The following is an 18,091-nucleotide window of genomic DNA, read 5'->3' as shown; positions in this document are numbered from 1 at the left end:
GCGCTCCTTAAGCTGACTCGCGTTCCCAGATGTAGAGAGTGGCCGGTGCAGGCTCCCAGATTCTGGCGTTTTCGATTCCCGGCAGGCTCGACAACGCCTGATACTCGGAGGCCATGGCGACGTAGTCGTCCGTCTCGGCAAGGATCGCCGGCTTGCAGGCGACCGGGTCGCGGATCACCGCAAAACCGTTGCGGGTGCCGATGGCGAAGGTGAAGAAACCGTCGAGATCCTCCAGCGAGTGATCCAGCGCTTCCTTCAACGAGTCGCCCTGCTGCAGGCGCCAGGTCAGGTAGCCGGCGGCAACTTCGGTGTCGTTGTCGGTCTCGAAGTGAATGCCTTCGCGCTTGAGTTCCTGACGCAGGCGGAAGTGATTGGACAGCGAACCGTTGTGCACCAGGCACAGGTCGGCGCCAGTGGAAAACGGATGGCTACCTTCCATGGTCACCGCGCTTTCGGTGGCCATGCGGGTGTGGCCGATGATGTGGCTGCCCTTCATGCCGGCCAGGCCGAAGCGTTGGGAAATCTCCTGGGGCAAGCCCATGCCCTTGAGGATTTCGATGCTTTGCCCGGCGCTCATGATGCGCAGGCTCGGTGCCAGTTCAGCGAGGGCCAGGCGTACCGGCGCTTCTTCGGCATGGATCTTCAACACCGCGGCACTGGCGTTCTGGAACCAGTCCAGCGAACAGCCGAGGCGCCCTTCCAATTCACCCATCAGGGTTTTCCAGTCGAAGCCTTCAGTGGTCGCCTGCAAGGTCAGCTTGACCCCGCCCTCCGCCACTTCATCGCCGTAAATGGCGAAACCGGCACTGTCTGGACCACGATCGGTCATGGCCTGCAGCATGGGTTCAAACAGCTTGCCGAGCTGGGATTCCAACTGCGGATTTTTCAGGTAAAGACCTACGATTCCACACATATCAAGTCTCCTTCGGAGGCAGTGAACACCCGGCGCCGTGCCGGGAGCCCGAATGGTTGTCAAAATGGAAAATCAGAAAAACTCGGTGTAGCGCTGGATTTCCCAGTCGGAGACGTGGCGGCTGTATTCCACCCATTCCATGCGCTTGAGCTTGATGAACTCGCCAACGATCTGTGGGCCAAGCACCTCGGCGAATAACGGGTCGGCTTCGAGCGCGTCGCAGGCTTCCTTGAGCGATTGCGGCAGGGTCTTGATGCCCCGCGCGGCGATCTGCTCGAGGCTCAGGCTGTAGAGGTTTTCATTGCAGACGTGATCGATTTCCAACTGGCGGTCGATGCCGTCCAGGCCCGCAGCGATGATCGCGGCGCTGACCAGATAAGGGTTGCAACCAGCGTCCGGCAGACGGAATTCGAGGCGGCCGTAAGGAACCCGCACCATGGCTGAACGGTTGTTGGCACCGAAGGCGATAAAGGCGGGTGCCCAGGTCGCACCGGACAACGAATTACCCACCACCAGACGCTTGTAGGAGTTGACCGTCGGCGCGGCGAAGGCACACAGCGCAGGGCCGTGGGCAAGCAGGCCGGCGGCGAAGTGATAGGCCATTTTCGACAGCCCCATGCCGCTCGGATCGCTGGCGTCATGGAACAGGTTCTTGTTGTCGGCGCTGCTGATCGATAGGTGAAAGTGCATGCCATTACCGGCGCGCTTCGGATCAGGCTTGGGCATGAACGAGCAAATCATGCCCAGGTCATTGGCGATTTCGCCGGCGGCCATGCGGAAGAAGGTGAAGCGATCCGCCGAGGTCATGGCGTCGCTGTAGGTGTAGTTGATCTCAAACTGGCCGTTGGCGTCTTCGTGGTCGATTTGATAGACCTCGAAGTCCACGGCCTGCAGGGCTTCGGTCAGCCGCTCCAGGAAAACGCGGGAGCGCGACAAGCCTTTATAGTCGTAGCAAGGCTTGGCGAGGTTGTCGCTGGGGTCGACCAATTGCAGCTTGCCCTGCTCGTCACGCCGCATCAGGTTGAACTCGGGTTCCAGGCCGGTGTTGAGGGTCCAGCCCTTTTCTTCCAGGCGTTGCACTTGTTGCTGCAGCACATAACGGCTGTCATATGGATGCGGCTTACCATCGACGTGGCCGACGCACACCACCCGCCCGTAACCCGGCTGCCAGGGCACCGGAGTCAAGGTGGACAAGTCGCCGCGAGCCATGAAGTCCGGACCGTGGGGCTCCATGCCCATGCCGCTGATCGCGAACCCGGCAAAACCCGCCCCCTCTTCGGCGACGGTCTTGAGCCCACAGATCGGCACCGACTTGGTCTTGGCCGCACCGTGAATATCCACAAATTGCGCAAGCACGTACTTGATCCCGTGCTTGTCGATGATGCGCTGGGTTTCTGCTGGCAACATTGCTCGTCACTCCTCGCGAAAGGCAAAACATCTTGGATGGGCCTTGACCGTCTTTTTATTCCTAAAAAGAAAGTTATTTTCCCAATAGGAATGCAAAGCCCTTGCCAGATTCGCGAGTGAAACGTTGATACGCCGTGACAGGCGCTTTTGTGCTGTATATATGGGAATATTCTTTTCCCTGTGGGAATACTGCCTGCAGGGTAGGCGCCAAGCGTCGCCATTTGCACTTTCTCAGTGCGAAACTAATATTACTGAACGGAAAGTGTGCAGGATCTGATGACTATGTCGACCGAAACCGCCCCGCGCCTCAAGCTTGAGCAATATCTGGGATTGCAGATCAAGCGCCAGCGCCAGGCTCAGGATCTGAAATTGTCTGACGTGGCCAAGATTGCCGATATCAGTCAGGGCATGTTGAGCAAGATCGAAAATGCCCAGGTGTCCACCAGCCTCGATACCCTGAGCCGTCTGTGCGACGTGCTAGGCCTGCCACTGTCCAAGTTGTTCAGCGAATATGACCAACAGGACGGCAGTGCGCTGTTGGTCAAGGCCGATCAGGGCATGGAAGTGGTGCGCCGTGGCACCGAGAAAGGCCATACGTACCATCTGCTCAACCACACCCGCGGGCCGAAGAAGAGCTTCGAGGCCTACATGGTCAGCATGGATGACGCGAGTGAGGAGTTTCCGACCTTCTCTCACCCCGGCACCGAATTCCTTCACCTGCTGGAAGGTGAACTGATCTATCGCCACGGCAATCAGCTGTACCGCATGGAAGCGGGTGACAGCCTGACATTCGAAGGCGAAATCCCTCACGGTCCGGAACAGTTGGTGCACGTGCCGATCCGTCTGCTGTCGATCATGAATTACGGCAGCGACAAAGAGTAACGCCCCCCCTCTTCCCCCGCTTTGCCCCACGTTGAGGCCGACCCATGTCGGCCTCACTCATTTTCCTCCCAGTTAAAAAACTTTCTTAAAAGATCTGGACGCCACACACCCATTTCCCCTATAAAGCCACCAACAGGAATATTTTATTCCCCACAAGAAAACGCGCTCAGGGAATGAGCCTGCTGTCCGCTGACACTTTTTTTCGCTATGCGATGAGCTGCCGCCATCATCCCGAGGACGTGTCATGCAACACGAAAAAAACCATTTCATCATCAAGATCACCTGTCCCGCGGTGTCCGGCATCGTCGCTGCCGTCACCACCTACCTGGCGGACAACAGTTGCTACATCGGGGAGATGGCGCAATTCGATGACGACTTCAGCGGCCGTTTTTTCATGCGTGCGGTGTTCCGCTTCAACGACGGCCATCAGGGCGACATTCAACAGATCAAGGACGGTTTCGCCGACGTCGCCAAGGCGTTCGAGATGACCTGGGAATTGCACGACACCCGCGAGCCGATGCGCGTGCTGCTGATGGTCAGCAAGTTCGACCACTGCCTGACCGACCTGCTCTACCGCTACCACAAGGGCGAGATGGACATGACCATCACCGCCATCGTCTCCAACCACCTCGACTTGCGGCCCATGGCTGAACGCGAGGGCATTCGCTTCATCTACTTGCCGGTGACGAAGGACACCAAGGCCCGGCAGGAAGCCGAGCTGATGAAGATCGTCGACGACACCAGCACCGAACTGGTGGTGTTGGCGCGCTACATGCAGATCCTGTCCGACGACCTGTGCAAGCAACTCTCGGGGCGGGCGATCAACATTCACCATTCGTTCTTGCCCGGTTTCAAAGGCGCCAAGCCTTATCACCAGGCGTACCAGCGCGGCGTGAAACTGATCGGCGCCACCGCCCATTACGTCACCAGCGACCTCGACGAGGGACCGATCATTGAGCAGGAAGTGCAGCGTGTCGATCACGTCTACCTCCCCGACGATCTGGTCGCCACCGGCCGCGACACCGAAACCGTGGCCCTGTCCAAGGCGGTCAAGTACCACCTGGAACACCGGGTGTTTCTCAACCAGGACAGAACGGTGATCTTCCGGTGAACACACACAAACTGATCGACGGAAAGGCCACCGCCGCCCGCGTCCTGGTGCAGGTCCGCGAGGACGTGGAGCGACTGCGCGAGCAAGACATTCAACCGGCACTGGCAGTGATTCTGGTGGGCAGCGACCCGGCCAGCCAGGTCTACGTGCGCAACAAAATCCTGCGCGCCGAAGAAGTCGGTATCCGCTCTCTGGAGCATCGATTGTCCACAGACACCAGCACTGAACAGCTACTCATCTTGATCGCCCGACTGAATGCCGATCCCTCGATCCACGGCATTCTTTTGCAGCTGCCGCTGCCTTCCCATATCAATGAATTACGCGCATTGGAGGCTATCGCTCCGGACAAGGATGTAGACGGGTTCCACAGTCAGAACGTCGGTGGTCTCAGCCAGGGCCGCACCGTACTCGCGCCCTGCACCCCCAGTGGTTGTTTGTATTTGCTGGAGCAAACCTGCGGCGATCTGCGCGGCAAGCACGCGGTGGTGATCGGCCGCTCGAACATCGTCGGCAAACCCATGGCAGCGTTGTTGTTGCAGGCCGACTGCTCGGTGACCGTCCTGCATTCGCGCAGCCCGGATCCGCAGGCTCTGTGCCGGCAGGCAGACATCGTCATCGCCGCCGTGGGGCGCCCAAGGCTAATCGACGCCAGTTGGCTCAAGCCAGGCGCAGTGGTGATCGACGTCGGCATCAACCGCATCGAAGACGATGGCCGCAGCCGTCTGGTGGGCGATGTCGACTTCGACAGCGCCCTCCCCCACGTCGCGGCGATCACCCCGGTACCGGGTGGTGTCGGGCCGATGACCATCGCCTTTCTGATGAAAAACACTGTCACCGCAGCCCTTGCGCAACACCAGGCCCAACACAACCAATCGGAGGCCTTATGCCGTTCAATCTATTGAAATACGGGCTGAGTTCGGAGTACCCGGTGGAAGTGGATTTGCCGCCACCGAAGGAACTCAAGTCGAGCTATGACGTGGTGATCATCGGGGCCGGCGGCCATGGCCTGGCCACCGCTTACTACCTGGCCAAATACCACGGCATCACTAACATCGCGGTACTGGAAAAGTCTTACCTGGGTGGCGGCAATACCGCGCGCAACACCGCGGTGATCCGCTCCAACTACCTGACCAGCGAAGGTGTGCGCTTTTATGCCGAGTCGGTGCGGATGTTCCAGTCGCTGTCCAACGAGTTCGACTTCAACATCATGTACTCCGAGCGCGGCCAACTGACCCTGGCCCACACCGACGCCACGGTGCGTTCGTTCCGGCAGCGAGCCGAGGTCAACAAACACTTTGGCGGCCGTACCGAGATGATCGACCGGCAGCAGATCCGCGAACTGGTGCCCAGCCTCAACCTCGATCCCGGCCACTTGCCGGTGATCGCCGGGCTCTGGCACATCGACGGCGCCACCGCGCGCCACGACGCGGTGGCCTGGGGTTACGCCAAACAAGCCGCCAAGCGCGGCGTGGAAATCCATCAGCTCACCGAAGTCCAGGACCTGATCATCGAAAACGGCGCTATCACTGCCGTAAAAACCAACCGCGGCACCATCAAATGCGGTTGCGCGGTGCAAGCGATTGCCGGGCACAGTTCGTTGCTGATGGCCAAGGCCGGGATCCGTTCGCCGATCCAGACCTTCCCGCTGCAAGCGATGGTCACCCAGCCGTTCAAACCGTTTCTCGATCCGCTGGTGAGTTCCTCCGCCCTGCACTGCTACGTGCAACAGACCAGCCGTGGCGAGGTGGTTTTTGGCGGCGGCTCCGATCCCTATCCGCTGTTCAACACCCGCTCGACGCTGGACCTCAAGGAGAGCTTGCTCGCCCATGCGATTGAGATGTTCCCGTTCCTGGCCAACGCCAAGCTGATGCGCCAATGGGCCGGGATCACCGACATGACTCCGGATTACAGCCCGATCATGGGCCTGTCGCCAGTGAAGAATTACTACCTCGACGCCGGCTGGGGCACCTGGGGCTTCAAGGCCACGCCGATCTGCGGCAAGACCATGGCCGAGTTGGTGGCCAGCGGCGGCAAGGTGCCGGAGCTGATCAAACCCTTCGGCCTCGAACGTTTCTCGACCTTCCAGCAAGTCAACGAAATGGGCGCCACGGCGGCCAGTCACTGACGGAGAGCGGACTATGAAAATCATGAATTGCCCGCTCAACGGGCCGCGCAACATCAGCGAGTTCACTTATGGCGGCGAATTCAAGCCGATGCCTGACCCGGTCAGTTGCAGCGATGCCGAATGGGCCGACTACGTGTTCAACACCGACAACCTCGCCGGCGTGGTACGCGAGTGGTGGATGCACACGCCCTCCAGCTACTGGTTTCTGGCGGAGCGGCACACCGTAACCGACGAAATCCTGCGCACCTTCGACCCCAAAGAACTGTTCACCACCCGCGTCGAATTCAGCGCAGCCGCAAAGGAGATCGCAGGATGAATCGCCTACCCGCCCCCATGGGCTTGCTGATCGACCGTGATCAGCCGCTGGATTTCAGTTTCGACGGCCATCGCTACCAAGGCCTGCTGGGTGACAGCATCGCCAGCGCCCTGCTGGCGAACGGGCGCTTCCTGATCTCCCGCTCGTTCAAATACCATCGCCCGCGTGGCCCGCTGACCATGGCAGGTCAGGACGCCAACAGCCTGGTGCAGTTGCCCGAAGAGCCCAACGTGCTCGCCGATGCCCACGCCTTGTCCGCTGGATTGCAGGTGACGGCGCAGAACGTCAATGGCTCACTGGACAATGACCGCGACGCCTATCTGGGTAAGTTCTCCAAATTCATGCCGGTGGGCTTCTACTACCGTTCGTTCTACAAACCCAAGGGCATGTGGAAAGTCTGGGAACCGATCATTCGCAAGAAGGCCGGCCTCGGCGTGCTCGACCTGAAATTCCAGCCCGAGTACTACGACAAGGCCTACTTGTTCACCGACGTCGCGGTAATCGGCGCGGGTCCCGCCGGGCTACATGCGGCGCTGACGGCAGCCAACGCGGGGGCCAGGGTGTTGCTCATCGAGCAACAACCCGTTCTCGGTGGTTCGCTGGCCTATGCCCGCTTCGATATCGAAGGCGGCAGGGCTGAAACCCTGCGCCGCGAACTGCTCGCGGCGGTAGAGCAACACGCCAATATCCAGATTCTGACCGAAGCCACTTGCAACGCCTGGTTCACCGACAACTACTTGCCGGTGATTCAGGGTAAACGCATGTACAAGGTCCGCGCCCACCAGTGCCTGGTGTGCAGCGGCTCCTTCGATCAGCCGGTGATCTTTCGCAACAACGACCTGCCGGGTGTGATGCTGACCAGCGCTGCGCAACGGTTGATGAAGCTGTACGCGGTCAAACCGGGTAAACGTGCCGTGGTGCTGACGGGCAACGATGACGGTTACCTCGCCGCGCTGGATCTGCATGACCAGGGCGTGGAGGTCGTCGCTGTGGTGGACCTGCGTCATGGTCCTTCGGACGAATCCCTGCTGCGCGCACTGGCGCAACGCAAGATCTACCGCCAGGGCAACAGCACCGTCTATGAAGCCCTGCATGAGAAAGGCATGCGCCATATCAACGGCGTCGACGTGCGAAAAATCACCGCACAAGGCCAGGTCGCCGAGAGCGGGCAACATCTGGAGTGCGATTTACTGTGTATGTCCGCCGGCTACATGCCGGTCTATCAACTGCTGTGCCAGGCTGGCGGCAAGCTGGCCTACGACGATCAGCGTGCCGAGTTCACGCTCAGCGGCCTGCCAAAGAATCTGAATGTCGCCGGCTCGGTCAACGGTCGTCACCAGCTGGATAACGTGATTGCCGATGGCGTGAATGCCGGTGCCGAAGCCGCCCTCGCGCTGGGCCTGACAGTGGGCACGCAACGCGAGCCATTGAGCGGCGAGGCGCGGGTCAACTTTAATTGGCCAATCTTCCCGCACCCCAAAGGCAAGGACTTCGTCGACTTCGACGAGGATCTGCAAGTGGCCGACATCGTCAACGCCACCCGGATCGGCTATCGCGATATACAACTGGTCAAGCGCTACTCCACCGTCGGCATGGGACCGTCTCAGGGTCGTCACTCGGCGCTGCCGACCGCGCGGTTGGTGGCGTGGGCCACCCAACGCAATATCAGTGAAACCGGCGTGACCACGGCGCGACCGCCGTTTGTGGCGGAAAAGCTGGCGCATGTGGCGGGTCGCGCGTTCGACCCGTACCGGCAAACGCCGATGCACGCTCGTCACCTGCAAGCCGGGGCGAAAATGATGCCTGCGGGCATCTGGCAACGCCCGGCCTACTATGGCAACGCCAAGGATCGCGAGGCATGCATGCAGGCCGAAGCCCTGCACGTGCGCAACAAGGTTGGCATCATCGATGTCTCGACTTTGGGCGGCCTGGACGTGCGCGGTCCGGACGCCGCCGAACTGCTTAATCGGATGTACACCTTCGCCTTTCTCAAGCAGCCGATCGGCCGCTCCCGTTATGCGCTGATGACCAATGAGCACGGCGTGGTGATCGACGACGGTGTCTGCGCGCGGTTTGCCGAGAACCATTTCTACGTCACCGCCACCACCAGCGGTGTCGACCGGATCTATCAGCAAATGCTTAAGTGGAACGCGCAATGGCGTCTGGACGTGGACGTCGCCAACGTCACTGCGGCCATTTGCGCGGTCAACGTCGCGGGGCCGGACTCGCGCAAGGTGCTGGAACAGGTCTGCACCGACCTCGATCTCAGCGCCGAAGCCTTCCCTTATCTGGGCGTTCGTCAAGGCACTGTGGCCGGCATCAAGGCGCGGCTGTTGCGAGTCGGTTTTGTCGGCGAACTAGGCTATGAGATCCACGTCCCCGCGCGTCACGGGCTCAAGCTCTGGGACGCACTGATTGAGGCCGGTAAAGCACATGACATCCGCCCCTTCGGCGTCGAAACCCAGCGCCTGCTGCGGCTGGAAAAAGGCCATGTGATCATCAGTCAGGACACCGATGGAATGACTCACCCGGCGGAAATCGACATGGGCTGGGCGATCAACCGCACCAAGCCGTTTTTCGTCGGCCGCCGCTCGGTAGACATCCTCGAAGCCCAGCCACTGAAACGCAAACTGGTGGGTTTCAGCCTGCCCAAAGGCAGCCTGCAACCGTTGGAAGGCCATCTGGTGCTTAACGGCCCGGACATCAGTGGCAACGTCACCTCCTGCGAGTATTCCGCCTCCCTGGGCAAGATCATCGGCCTGGCTTACGCCGGCATCGACCAGAGCACACCTGGGCAACGGATTCCGATCCGCGTAGAAGGCGGCATCGTGATCCAGGCCGAGGTGGTGCAGTTGCCTTTCTTCGATCCCGACAACCAACGCCAGGAGCTTTGAGTCATGACCAGCCTGAGAGAACAACACAGCATCGCCCGGCAAGCCCTCGCACCGTTGCCGGGGTGCCGCCTGGCGGACCTGACCGACCTGCCGCGGGTCGGTTTCCGCGGAGCCCACAGTGCCGAGTACCTGCGCAGCCGCGGCTTCGTCCTGCCAGATGCGCCCAACCGTGCAGTGATTCAAGCCGATGGCAGTCAGGTGGCACGGCTGTCGCAGACCGAATACCTGCTGCTGGGCAGTCCCGAGGATCAGGGCCAACGAATGGCAGATGAAGAGGCCCGTTGGGAACTCGATCATCAAGCCAACTATCTGCTGCCTCGTCAGGACAGCCATGCCTGTTTTCAGCTGACAGGAGATCACCTGAGCGAAGTATTGGCCAAGCTCTGCGGGGTTGATCTGAGCTCGCAGGCGTTCGGCCCGGGGGCGGTGGCGCAGACGTCGGCGGCACGCATCAACGTGATCGTCATCAATTCCGACACCGTGCAGCAGGCGAGTTTACACATCCTTTGTGACCGGGCGTCGCAGGAGTATTTTCGGGGGGCGTTGGAGGATGCAATGCAGGAGTATTCAGGTCTGGTTACGGCGGTGACAACACGCTGACTCTGCCGCCCCACTGGTCATGCATGCTGAGACGAAACTCCGTTCCAAGCATGCATGGGCAGATGCCGGCACCGGCGACTAACCACGCCCCAATAATTAAGCTTCGCGGCGTAGCGAATTCGCTTCTGTGAACGCACGACCAATGAGCAACGCAGTACTGACGCTTCAAGCCAGGATTTCGATGTACGTTTTAATGTACAAAAAAGCGTGGCTGATGATGGTTTTCAGCAGAACTCGCCGGAACGAAAAAAGAGGCCGAAGCCTTTCTTTTCAACGCAGAACGTAAATGTCACGCACAAAAAAACGCCACTCATTGAGTGGCGTTTTTTGTGAATCTTGGAGCGGGAAACGAGACTCGAACTCGCGACCCCGACCTTGGCAAGGTCGTGCTCTACCAACTGAGCTATTCCCGCGTCTTGGTGAGGCGCATTCTATAGAATCCAGATGCCCCGTCAACCCCTTGATTCAAAAAAGTTTATTTCTTTTCCACGTCGGTCTTCAGATGCGGCCAGGCAGCCCGCAAATACTGGACCATGGACCACAACGTCAAGCCCGCAGATATCAGCAGCAAGGCGTAACCGAGCAGCACCCAGAACGTGAAATCCGACGGGTTGGCCAGCAGAATCACCAGCGCCAGCATTTGCGCGGCGGTCTTCCATTTGCCCAGGTTTGACACCGCGACGTGAGCGCGGGCGCCGAGTTCGGCCATCCATTCGCGAAGTGCCGAGACGACAATCTCGCGACCGATGATCACGGCGGCCGGCAGCGTGAGCCACAGGTTGCCATGTTCTTGCACCAGCAATACCAGCGCAACAGCGACCATCAGCTTGTCAGCCACGGGATCGAGGAAAGCCCCGAACGGTGTGCTTTGTTCCAGTCGGCGGGCCAGATACCCATCCAGCCAGTCTGTGGCGGCGGCAAATGCGAACACCGAGGCGGACGCCAGGTAGCTCCATTGATACGGCAGGTAGAACAGTAAAATGAAGATCGGAATGAGCAGGACGCGTAGTACGGTAATCAGATTAGGGATATTCATCGGCACAACTGGCTACGAGGTGAGGGGGCATTCTACTCGCTGTGCAGATTGGCATAAATCAACTCTGCGAGCTTTTTACTGATCCCGGGTGCTTTGGCGATCTCTTCGATGCTGGCACGAGACAGCTCCTGCAATCCACCAAAATGTTTCAACAAATCGCGGCGACGGGTCGGTCCGACACCGGCGACGCCCTCCAGTGTAGACGTGCGGCGGGTTTTCCCACGACGGGCGCGGTGCCCGGTAATCGCGAAACGGTGAGCTTCGTCGCGTATCTGCTGGATCAAATGCAGCGCGGGGGAATCGCCGCGCAAGGTGAATTCGTGGGCAGCATCGTTCAGGTACAGGGTTTCGAAACCGGCCTTGCGCGTGGCGCCCTTGGCTACGCCCAGCAGAATCAGATCAGGCACGGCCAGTTCATTGAGCACGTCGCGGGCCATGGACAGCTGCCCCTTGCCACCGTCCACCAGCAAAATGTCCGGTAGCTTGCCCTCCCCGTCCTTCAGCTTGCTGAAGCGTCGGGTCAGGGCCTGGTGCATCGCGGCGTAGTCATCACCTGGGGTGACGCCTTCAATGTTGTAGCGACGGTAGTCGGACTTGATCGGACCTTCGGGGCCGAACACCACACAGGACGCCACGGTTGCTTCGCCACTGGAGTGACTGATGTCGTAACACTCCAGGCGCTGTGGTGGCTCATCCAGGTTCAACACTTCCGCCAGGGCATCGAAACGTGCAGCAACGTGTTGGCGGTTGGCCAGTCGCGCTCCCAGGGCCTGCTCGGCATTGGTGACCGCCAACTGTTGCCAGCGTGCTCGCGTACCACGAACCCTATGACTGATGGTCAATTCGCGACCGCGCAGCTCATCGATGGCCGCGATCAGGGTCGGGAAGTCCTCGTGAACCACGTTGACGATCAGTTCGCTCGGCAAGTCGCGCTCGGGACTGCTGACGAAGTACTGGCCGAGAAACGCCGCCATGACTTCGGAAACGTCCTCTTCAATACCCACCTGCGGGAAGAAGTTCTTGCTCCCCAGCACCCGACCGCCACGCACGCTGATCAAATGAACGCAGGCACCACCCGGATTGACAAACGCGGCGATCACATCGACATCACCGGTCCCGCCTTCCATGCTTTGCTGGTCCTGGACCCGGCGCAGCAATGAAATCTGATCCCGCAACTCGGCCGCACGCTCGAATTCGAGGTTGATCGCCGCCTCTTCCATTCCTGCGGACAACTCGTCCGTCAGCGCATTGCTGCGCCCCTCAAGGAACATCACCGAGTGCCGTACGTCTTCGGCGTATACCTCAGGCTCCACCAGCCCCACACAAGGCGCCTTGCAGCGTTTGATCTGGTATTGCAGGCAAGGACGCGTGCGGTTCTTGTAATAGCTGTCTTCGCACTGACGAACGAAAAACGTCTTTTGCAGCAGGCTCAGGCTTTCGCGAATCGCACCGGCACTGGGATAAGGGCCGAAATACTTGCCCTTGGCCTTTTTTGCACCGCGATGGATGCTCAAGCGTGGAAACTGGCCATCCGAGAGAAAGACGTAGGGGTAGGATTTATCATCGCGCAGCAGGATGTTGTAGGGCGGACGCCACTCCTTGATCAGCGTCTGCTCAAGCAACAAGGCTTCGGTTTCATTGGCCGTAATCGTCGTTTCGACCTGAGCGATACGCGCGACCAGCGCCGCGGTCTTGGGCGCAAGACCGGATTTGCGGAAGTAACTCGACAGGCGATTCTTGAGGTTCTTGGCCTTGCCGACATAGAGCAGGCGTGCCTCGCTGTCGAACATGCGATACACGCCGGGACGCCCACTGACCGTCGACAGAAAGGCGCTTGGATCGAAGACTTCAGTCATTTTCAGAGACTGGCATCGACCATGCCGTGACGAACCGCCAACAGCGTCAACTCGACGTCGCTGCTGATCGAAAGCTTTTCGAAAATGCGGTAACGGTAAGTGTTCACGGTTTTTGGCGACAGACACAGCTTGTCGGAAATGATCTGGACCTTCTGACAGCCGACAATCATCAGCGCGATTTGGATTTCACGCTCCGACAAGGCGTCGAAAGGCGAATCATTGGTCGGCTGGAAGGATTTGATCGCCAGTTGCTGTGCAATTTGCGGGCTGATGTAGCGCTGACCGGCAAACACCAGGCGGATAGCCTGGACCATTTCCGGCAATCCGGCACCCTTGGTCAGATAGCCCGCGGCCCCGGCCTGCAACAACCGGGTCGGAAACGGGTCTTCTTCGCACACGGTGACCGCGACGACTTTGATATCCGGATGACTGCGCAATAATTTGCGCGTGGCTTCAAGACCGCCGATGCCGGGCATCTTGACGTCCATCAGTACCACATCGGGTTTCAACTCACGCGCCTTGAGCAGGGATTCTTCGCCTGACTCAGCCTGGCCGACTACTTGCAGGCCATCGATGTCAGCCAGCATTCGTGTAATGCCTGTACGAACGAGATCATGATCATCGACTACTAGCACCCTAATCAAGCAGACACCTCGCGAAATGGTCTTATTGGGTTGCCGACACCTTAGCAAAAAGCAACTGGCAGACCTAGCGGCAAGCGTCATATAAAAAGTTTCAATACATCTTGAAAGGCTTGTCGTATGCGTGTTTCAGCCAGGCGAGGCATTGATATCACGCTGCATTCTCAGGAAACACGCGTCCGTGCCGACCACCTTCAGGCCCTTTCTCGCATACAACGCTTGCGCGGGATTATTTTCAAAAACCGTCAAACGCAATGCCGGACGCCGTTCCTTGCACGCCATGGCGAATACCTGATCAATCGCCCAAGAACCGGCGCCCTGTCCTCGAAACGCTTCGAGGACGTGCAGTTCGCGGATGTACAGGGCTTGGGCGTCACGACTCAGACTGAAAAAGCCCAACACGGTACTGCCACTTACAATCAGCCAATTCTCGCGCCCTGCCCAGCCAACATCGAACCCTTCGTCCTGCCACAGCAGATCGTGCTGAATGTAATAGCGGAGCATGTTGTTGCGGGTCAGTTCACGAGCGAAGTCGAGGTCCCGGGATGTCGCCGGACGTAATTCAAATACCATCACCCCAATGCAACCTCCACTAATTGCCCTTTCCAGCCGTCAGCGTTGCGTCGAGCAACGACCATCAGGTTACCGGTTCCGGATGCAGACGCAATCAACGAGCCGTCCGAGGCCCAGATCGCACTGCGACCTGCCGATTCCCAGCCACCCGTTGCACCGCCATGGTTGGCCATCAGGACCGCCATTGCATGAGTGCTCGCGTAGCCTTGCAACAACGCGGTATCCGGGGCGTAGCCGTTTTCCGTGATCAGTACGCCCGCCGCATAGAGATCGGCGCCTTGCTGCGCTGCCGCGGCGGCATGACTGGCGTGAGAGAAATCCGCACACACCGCCAACGCGACCGTATCGGCACCTACGGTCAGGGTCGAACCGCCGGTTCCCGGTGCAAATGCTACCTCCTCGCCTGGATGCAGATGTTGCTTGCTGTAGATCCCGAGCGAACCATCGACACCCAACACCAGCGCCCCAATCAATACGGGCAAATCTTCCGACAGCCGAATCGGCATCCCGACGACAGTCGTCACCCCGACTTCCCGCGCGAAATCCCGTAGCGGTTGCAGGACCCCGGCGTCTGGCGCAATGGCCAATTCAGCCGCAAGTCCACGCTCGTACCCGGTCAGCGATAACTCCGGAAACACCAGCAGTTGCACGCCCTGCTCCGCGGCAAGCTGCATGAAGCGCTGATGCCACACAATGTTTGCGGCAAGGTCACCGGCGATGGAGATCGATTGAGCAGCGGCGATGATCAGTGGCGTCATGGTTCGTCCTTGTGACGTTGTATATAAGCGGAGCACAAAGTGTGTCACAACCGGCGACGCACTCAAGCGATAGAAAATGCCGTCGGTGATCGATAGCATTTTCTGATTGAATCCGTGTACCGGCCTCGAGTAAGCTCGGCGCATTCATCGGAGAAAGACCATGTCCTGCACCCTCTCACAGCTTCGTACCGTCAGCGCCCTGCGCTCGGTGGCGGCTGCCCGGGTGAATGACGTTTGTGCTCCGGTCAGCTTTTATTTTGGGTATTGGTTTAGCCACTGGCGCGCCTGATACCCACACGGCGCCCACTTTAAACGGGTCGCCACCAGAGAATTCTCAACCCCCGGTCGGCTTCCCGACCGGGGGTTTTGTTTTTTCAGCCCCACACATTTTTAGCGACACACCAGACAACCAGAGGATTCAACAATGAACTACGCCACTTATTACCGTTACGACAGTTTTACCGCCTGGCGATTTAGCAGCCTCCGCTCGGGACAGCCTGCCGCCTCCGATCGGTCACCCACAGGTGGCAAGCACACACACGCAGCCAATCCGGCCAATTGTCGAACACCCCAGTAGGGCCGAGTGCGCGGGAACGAACCCGCCGCCAGCCCAGGAAGCCCGAATATGAACTCGTCCGTCTCTGCTCTGCCGCTGTCCACCTTGAGCCCTGCCAATGAGGCGCTGACCCTGCGTCTGCCCAGCTCATTGCAACTCAAACAGCAACTGCCACTCAGCAACGCCCTGACCCAGCAAGTCGCCGCCCACCGCCAAGCGGTTCGCGCGATCCTCAACGGTGAAGACTCCCGTCTGCTGGTCATTGTCGGCCCCTGCTCGATTCACGATCCTCAGTCCGCCCTCGAATACGCCGGCAACCTCGCCCGCCTCGCCGCCGAGGTCAGCGATGAAATGCTGCTGGTGATGCGCGCCTACGTCGAAAAACCCCGCACCACCATCGGCTGGAAAGGCCTGGCCTACGACCCGCAGCTTGATGGCAGCGACGACATGGCCAGCGGCTTGACCCTGTCCCGCGAGCTGATGCGCGAGATGCTGCGCCTGGGACTGCCGATTGCCACCGAACTGCTGCAACCGATGGCCGCCGGCTACTTCGATGACCTGTTGAGCTGGGTCGCTATTGGCGCTCGCACCACCGAATCGCAGATCCACCGTGAAATGGCCAGCGGCCTGGGCATGCCAGTCGGCTTCAAGAACGGCACCGATGGTGGTGTCGGTGTGGCCAGCGACGCCATGCGCTCGGCCGCCCATCCGCATCGCCATTTCGGTGTCGACAGCCAGGGGCATCCGGCAATCATTCAGACGCCGGGCAATCCCGACACCCACCTGGTGCTGCGTGGCGGACACCGTGGGCCGAACTACAACAGAGACAGCGTCGCCCAGGTGAACAGCGATTTGACCAAACTGAAGATCCCGGCCCGGATCATGGTCGACTGCAGCCATGCCAACAGCGGTAAAGACCCATTGCGTCAGCCAGCGGTGTTTAACGATGTGCTTGAACAGCGCCTGCAAGGTGATCGTTCACTGATCGGCATGATGATCGAGAGTCATCTGTTCGAAGGCTGCCAACCGCTGGGGCCGTCAATGCGTTACGGCGTGTCAGTCACGGACGGCTGCCTTGGCTGGAGCGGGACGGAATTGTTGTTACGCCAGGCAGCCGACCGGCTCAGAGCGCAGAGCAGCGATCAACCATCGGCGTGAGCCCCCCTCGTCCAGTCCTCCCATTGAGGACTGGACGTCGGAATCGAGACACGATTAACAGGCAAAGGGTGTTACCGGAGTAGGCCATTGCAGCAAAACGCCCTGTTACAGATAAAAAGATGTCCAAATATTCCGACCAAGACCTCATGTACTTTCGAACTTTCGTACATTTTCTATTCCGTTTTCAGTAGGTTACAGCGGCTTTTTCATACAACGCCGAACAGTGGGTGTGCTTTAGAGTGAGCCCATCAACACACCTCTGAACGACTGCGAAAAAGGAAAGAACATGCTACGGAATGCAACCACTCAGTATCCGATCCTGTTGGTCCACGGGCTCTTCGGCTTCGATCGCATCGGCAAGGTCGAACTCTTCCATGACGTCAAGCAGGCCCTCAGGAGTGCAGGCGCAAGAGTGTTTATCCCGCACGTGTCGGCTACCCATAGCAATGAAGTCCGCGGCGACCAACTTCTGGCGCAGGTCGAACGGGTACTGGAAGGAACCGGTGCGAACAAAGTCAACCTGATCGGCCACAGCCAAGGCGCACTCGCTGCACGTTATGCGGCAGCGACGGCACCGGAGGCCGTCGCTTCGGTGACGTCCGTCAGCGGGCCGAATCACGGCTCGGAACTGGCCGACTTCTTGCGCAAGGCGCTGACGCCCGGCCGCCTGCCGGAACAAGTCGCCGCGACGGTTGCAACGTTGTTTGCAGACTTTCTATCGTTGCTTAGCGGCCACCGTCACCTGCCGCAGAACGCCATCGCCGCTCTGAATGCCCTGACCACCGAAGGCGTAGGCGCGTTCAACGACAAATACCCCCAGGGTTTGCCGAAAACCTGGGGCGGCAAGGGTCGCGAACGGGTCGACGGCGTACGTTATTACTCCTGGAGCGGCACCTTGCAGGGCGACATTCTCGACAAAGGGCTTGATGCACTGAGTCCACTGCACGGGTTTCTCCGCGCCTTTTCTCGATACTTCACCACCGAACCCGAGCAGAACGACGGCCTGGTTGGCCGCTATAGCTCCCATTTGGGCAAAGTCATCCGGTCCGACTATCCGTTGGATCATCTGGACAGCCTCAGCCAGACCGCCGGTCCGTTGCGCAAGGGCATCGATCCGATTGCCTTGTATGTGCAGCATGCGGAGCGTCTGAGAAATGCCGGTCTATAAAGGAATGCCAGCGATGTGTGCGGACTGGAGGGAACTTTGAGAAGAAATAGACCACTGAATCCGGTAGGCTCCGCACTTTACTGAACATTGAAAGGAG

16 protein-coding genes and 1 tRNA gene are annotated in these 18,091 nt (G+C 59.5%); 9 read left to right on the top strand and 8 right to left on the bottom strand.

Features of this window, described 5'->3' with window-relative positions; genetic code table 11:
• Positions 1 to 7: 7 nt before the first annotated feature.
• On the bottom strand, positions 8 to 913 hold the full coding sequence (locus VD17_RS05450; RefSeq protein WP_046052999.1) for a class II glutamine amidotransferase: 906 nt from the start codon (positions 911 to 913) through the stop codon (positions 8 to 10).
• A gap of 72 nt (positions 914 to 985) precedes the next feature.
• The gene (gene glnT, locus VD17_RS05445) at positions 986 to 2,320 is read right to left on the bottom strand and encodes a type III glutamate--ammonia ligase (protein WP_046052998.1); all 1,335 of its coding nucleotides are present in this window, start codon (positions 2,318 to 2,320) and stop codon (positions 986 to 988) included.
• 282 nt (positions 2,321 to 2,602) lie between these two features.
• On the opposite strand from glnT, the gene VD17_RS05440 reads away from it, so the two are divergent.
• The 7 genes from VD17_RS05440 (at position 2,603) to VD17_RS05410 (ending at position 10,248) form a co-directional block, all read left to right on the top strand.
• Positions 2,603 to 3,202: a helix-turn-helix domain-containing protein gene (locus VD17_RS05440; RefSeq protein ID WP_046052997.1), complete on the top strand. Its 600-nt coding sequence runs from the start codon at positions 2,603 to 2,605 to the stop codon at positions 3,200 to 3,202.
• A gap of 244 nt (positions 3,203 to 3,446) precedes the next feature.
• Positions 3,447 to 4,313, top strand: coding sequence for a formyltetrahydrofolate deformylase (gene purU / locus VD17_RS05435; protein WP_046052996.1), 867 nt, complete (start codon positions 3,447 to 3,449; stop codon positions 4,311 to 4,313).
• Complete coding sequence (folD, locus tag VD17_RS05430) at positions 4,310 to 5,215, top strand: bifunctional methylenetetrahydrofolate dehydrogenase/methenyltetrahydrofolate cyclohydrolase FolD (RefSeq protein ID WP_046052995.1); 906 nt, start codon at positions 4,310 to 4,312, stop codon at positions 5,213 to 5,215. Before purU ends, folD begins: the two co-directional genes overlap by 4 nt.
• Positions 5,197 to 6,438 carry an FAD-dependent oxidoreductase gene (locus VD17_RS05425; protein WP_046052994.1) on the top strand — a complete coding sequence of 414 codons (1,242 nt, stop codon included), beginning with the start codon at positions 5,197 to 5,199 and terminating at the stop codon, positions 6,436 to 6,438. The genes folD and VD17_RS05425 overlap by 19 nt, the downstream gene beginning before the upstream one ends.
• Before the next feature lie 13 nt (positions 6,439 to 6,451).
• Positions 6,452 to 6,754, top strand: a complete 303-nt coding sequence (locus tag VD17_RS05420; RefSeq protein ID WP_046052993.1) for a sarcosine oxidase subunit delta — start codon at positions 6,452 to 6,454, stop codon at positions 6,752 to 6,754.
• Positions 6,751 to 9,648: a 2Fe-2S iron-sulfur cluster-binding protein gene (locus VD17_RS05415; protein WP_046052992.1), complete on the top strand. Its 2,898-nt coding sequence runs from the start codon at positions 6,751 to 6,753 to the stop codon at positions 9,646 to 9,648. The genes VD17_RS05420 and VD17_RS05415 overlap by 4 nt, the downstream gene beginning before the upstream one ends.
• Positions 9,649 to 9,651: 3 nt before the next feature.
• Positions 9,652 to 10,248: a sarcosine oxidase subunit gamma gene (locus VD17_RS05410; protein ID WP_046052991.1), complete on the top strand. Its 597-nt coding sequence runs from the start codon at positions 9,652 to 9,654 to the stop codon at positions 10,246 to 10,248.
• Positions 10,249 to 10,585: 337 nt separating this feature from the next.
• Here the strand turns inward: VD17_RS05410 and VD17_RS05405 are convergent.
• The 6 genes from VD17_RS05405 to VD17_RS05380 all read right to left on the bottom strand — a co-directional run bounded on the left by VD17_RS05405 (position 10,586) and on the right by VD17_RS05380 (position 15,112).
• A tRNA-Gly gene (locus VD17_RS05405) sits at positions 10,586 to 10,661 on the bottom strand.
• A gap of 62 nt (positions 10,662 to 10,723) precedes the next feature.
• On the bottom strand, positions 10,724 to 11,284 hold the full coding sequence (pgsA, locus tag VD17_RS05400; protein WP_008150904.1) for a CDP-diacylglycerol--glycerol-3-phosphate 3-phosphatidyltransferase: 561 nt from the start codon (positions 11,282 to 11,284) through the stop codon (positions 10,724 to 10,726).
• 32 nt (positions 11,285 to 11,316) lie between these two features.
• On the bottom strand, positions 11,317 to 13,140 hold the full coding sequence (uvrC, locus tag VD17_RS05395) for an excinuclease ABC subunit UvrC (protein ID WP_033061681.1): 1,824 nt from the start codon (positions 13,138 to 13,140) through the stop codon (positions 11,317 to 11,319).
• Positions 13,141 to 13,142: 2 nt separating this feature from the next.
• Positions 13,143 to 13,784 carry a response regulator transcription factor GacA gene (gene gacA / locus VD17_RS05390; RefSeq protein WP_008015884.1) on the bottom strand — a complete coding sequence of 214 codons (642 nt, stop codon included), beginning with the start codon at positions 13,782 to 13,784 and terminating at the stop codon, positions 13,143 to 13,145.
• Positions 13,785 to 13,910: 126 nt separating this feature from the next.
• Entirely contained in the window at positions 13,911 to 14,354 is a 444-nt protein-coding gene (locus VD17_RS05385) for a GNAT family N-acetyltransferase (RefSeq protein ID WP_046052990.1), read from the bottom strand.
• Positions 14,354 to 15,112, bottom strand: coding sequence for a carbon-nitrogen hydrolase family protein (locus tag VD17_RS05380; protein ID WP_046052989.1), 759 nt, complete (start codon positions 15,110 to 15,112; stop codon positions 14,354 to 14,356). The genes VD17_RS05385 and VD17_RS05380 overlap by 1 nt, the downstream gene beginning before the upstream one ends.
• A gap of 625 nt (positions 15,113 to 15,737) precedes the next feature.
• On the opposite strand from VD17_RS05380, the gene VD17_RS05375 reads away from it, so the two are divergent.
• Together VD17_RS05375 and VD17_RS05370 are read left to right on the top strand one after the other, a co-directional pair.
• The gene (locus tag VD17_RS05375) at positions 15,738 to 16,826 is read left to right on the top strand and encodes a 3-deoxy-7-phosphoheptulonate synthase (RefSeq protein ID WP_046052988.1); all 1,089 of its coding nucleotides are present in this window, start codon (positions 15,738 to 15,740) and stop codon (positions 16,824 to 16,826) included.
• A 286-nt stretch (positions 16,827 to 17,112) separates the two neighbouring features.
• Entirely contained in the window at positions 17,113 to 17,994 is an 882-nt protein-coding gene (locus VD17_RS05370; protein ID WP_046052987.1) for a lipase family alpha/beta hydrolase, read from the top strand.
• The last annotated feature ends 97 nt before the right edge of the window (positions 17,995 to 18,091 follow it).

The sequence above is a fragment of the Pseudomonas fluorescens genome, assembly GCF_000968015.1.
Classification (GTDB): domain Bacteria; phylum Pseudomonadota; class Gammaproteobacteria; order Pseudomonadales; family Pseudomonadaceae; genus Aquipseudomonas; species Aquipseudomonas fluorescens_W.
This window is presented reverse-complemented; position numbering and strand designations above follow the sequence as displayed.

Bases quoted from the DNA above. Each gene is read 5' to 3' on its own strand.
- glnT (WP_046052998.1), bottom strand. From the start codon at position 2,320: ATGTTGCCAGCAGAAACCCAGCGCATCATCGACAAGCACGGGATCAAG.
- VD17_RS05370 (WP_046052987.1), top strand. From the start codon at position 17,113: ATGCTACGGAATGCAACCACTCAGTATCCGATCCTGTTGGTCCACGGG.
- VD17_RS05380 (WP_046052989.1), bottom strand. From the start codon at position 15,112: ATGACGCCACTGATCATCGCCGCTGCTCAATCGATCTCCATCGCCGGT.
- VD17_RS05375 (WP_046052988.1), top strand. From the start codon at position 15,738: ATGAACTCGTCCGTCTCTGCTCTGCCGCTGTCCACCTTGAGCCCTGCC.
- pgsA (WP_008150904.1), bottom strand. From the start codon at position 11,284: ATGAATATCCCTAATCTGATTACCGTACTACGCGTCCTGCTCATTCCG.
- VD17_RS05420 (WP_046052993.1), top strand. From the start codon at position 6,452: ATGAAAATCATGAATTGCCCGCTCAACGGGCCGCGCAACATCAGCGAG.
- VD17_RS05450 (WP_046052999.1), bottom strand. From the start codon at position 913: ATGTGTGGAATCGTAGGTCTTTACCTGAAAAATCCGCAGTTGGAATCC.
- uvrC (WP_033061681.1), bottom strand. From the start codon at position 13,140: ATGACTGAAGTCTTCGATCCAAGCGCCTTTCTGTCGACGGTCAGTGGG.
- VD17_RS05440 (WP_046052997.1), top strand. From the start codon at position 2,603: ATGTCGACCGAAACCGCCCCGCGCCTCAAGCTTGAGCAATATCTGGGA.
- VD17_RS05385 (WP_046052990.1), bottom strand. From the start codon at position 14,354: ATGGTATTTGAATTACGTCCGGCGACATCCCGGGACCTCGACTTCGCT.
- VD17_RS05410 (WP_046052991.1), top strand. From the start codon at position 9,652: ATGACCAGCCTGAGAGAACAACACAGCATCGCCCGGCAAGCCCTCGCA.
- purU (WP_046052996.1), top strand. From the start codon at position 3,447: ATGCAACACGAAAAAAACCATTTCATCATCAAGATCACCTGTCCCGCG.
- VD17_RS05425 (WP_046052994.1), top strand. From the start codon at position 5,197: ATGCCGTTCAATCTATTGAAATACGGGCTGAGTTCGGAGTACCCGGTG.
- VD17_RS05415 (WP_046052992.1), top strand. From the start codon at position 6,751: ATGAATCGCCTACCCGCCCCCATGGGCTTGCTGATCGACCGTGATCAG.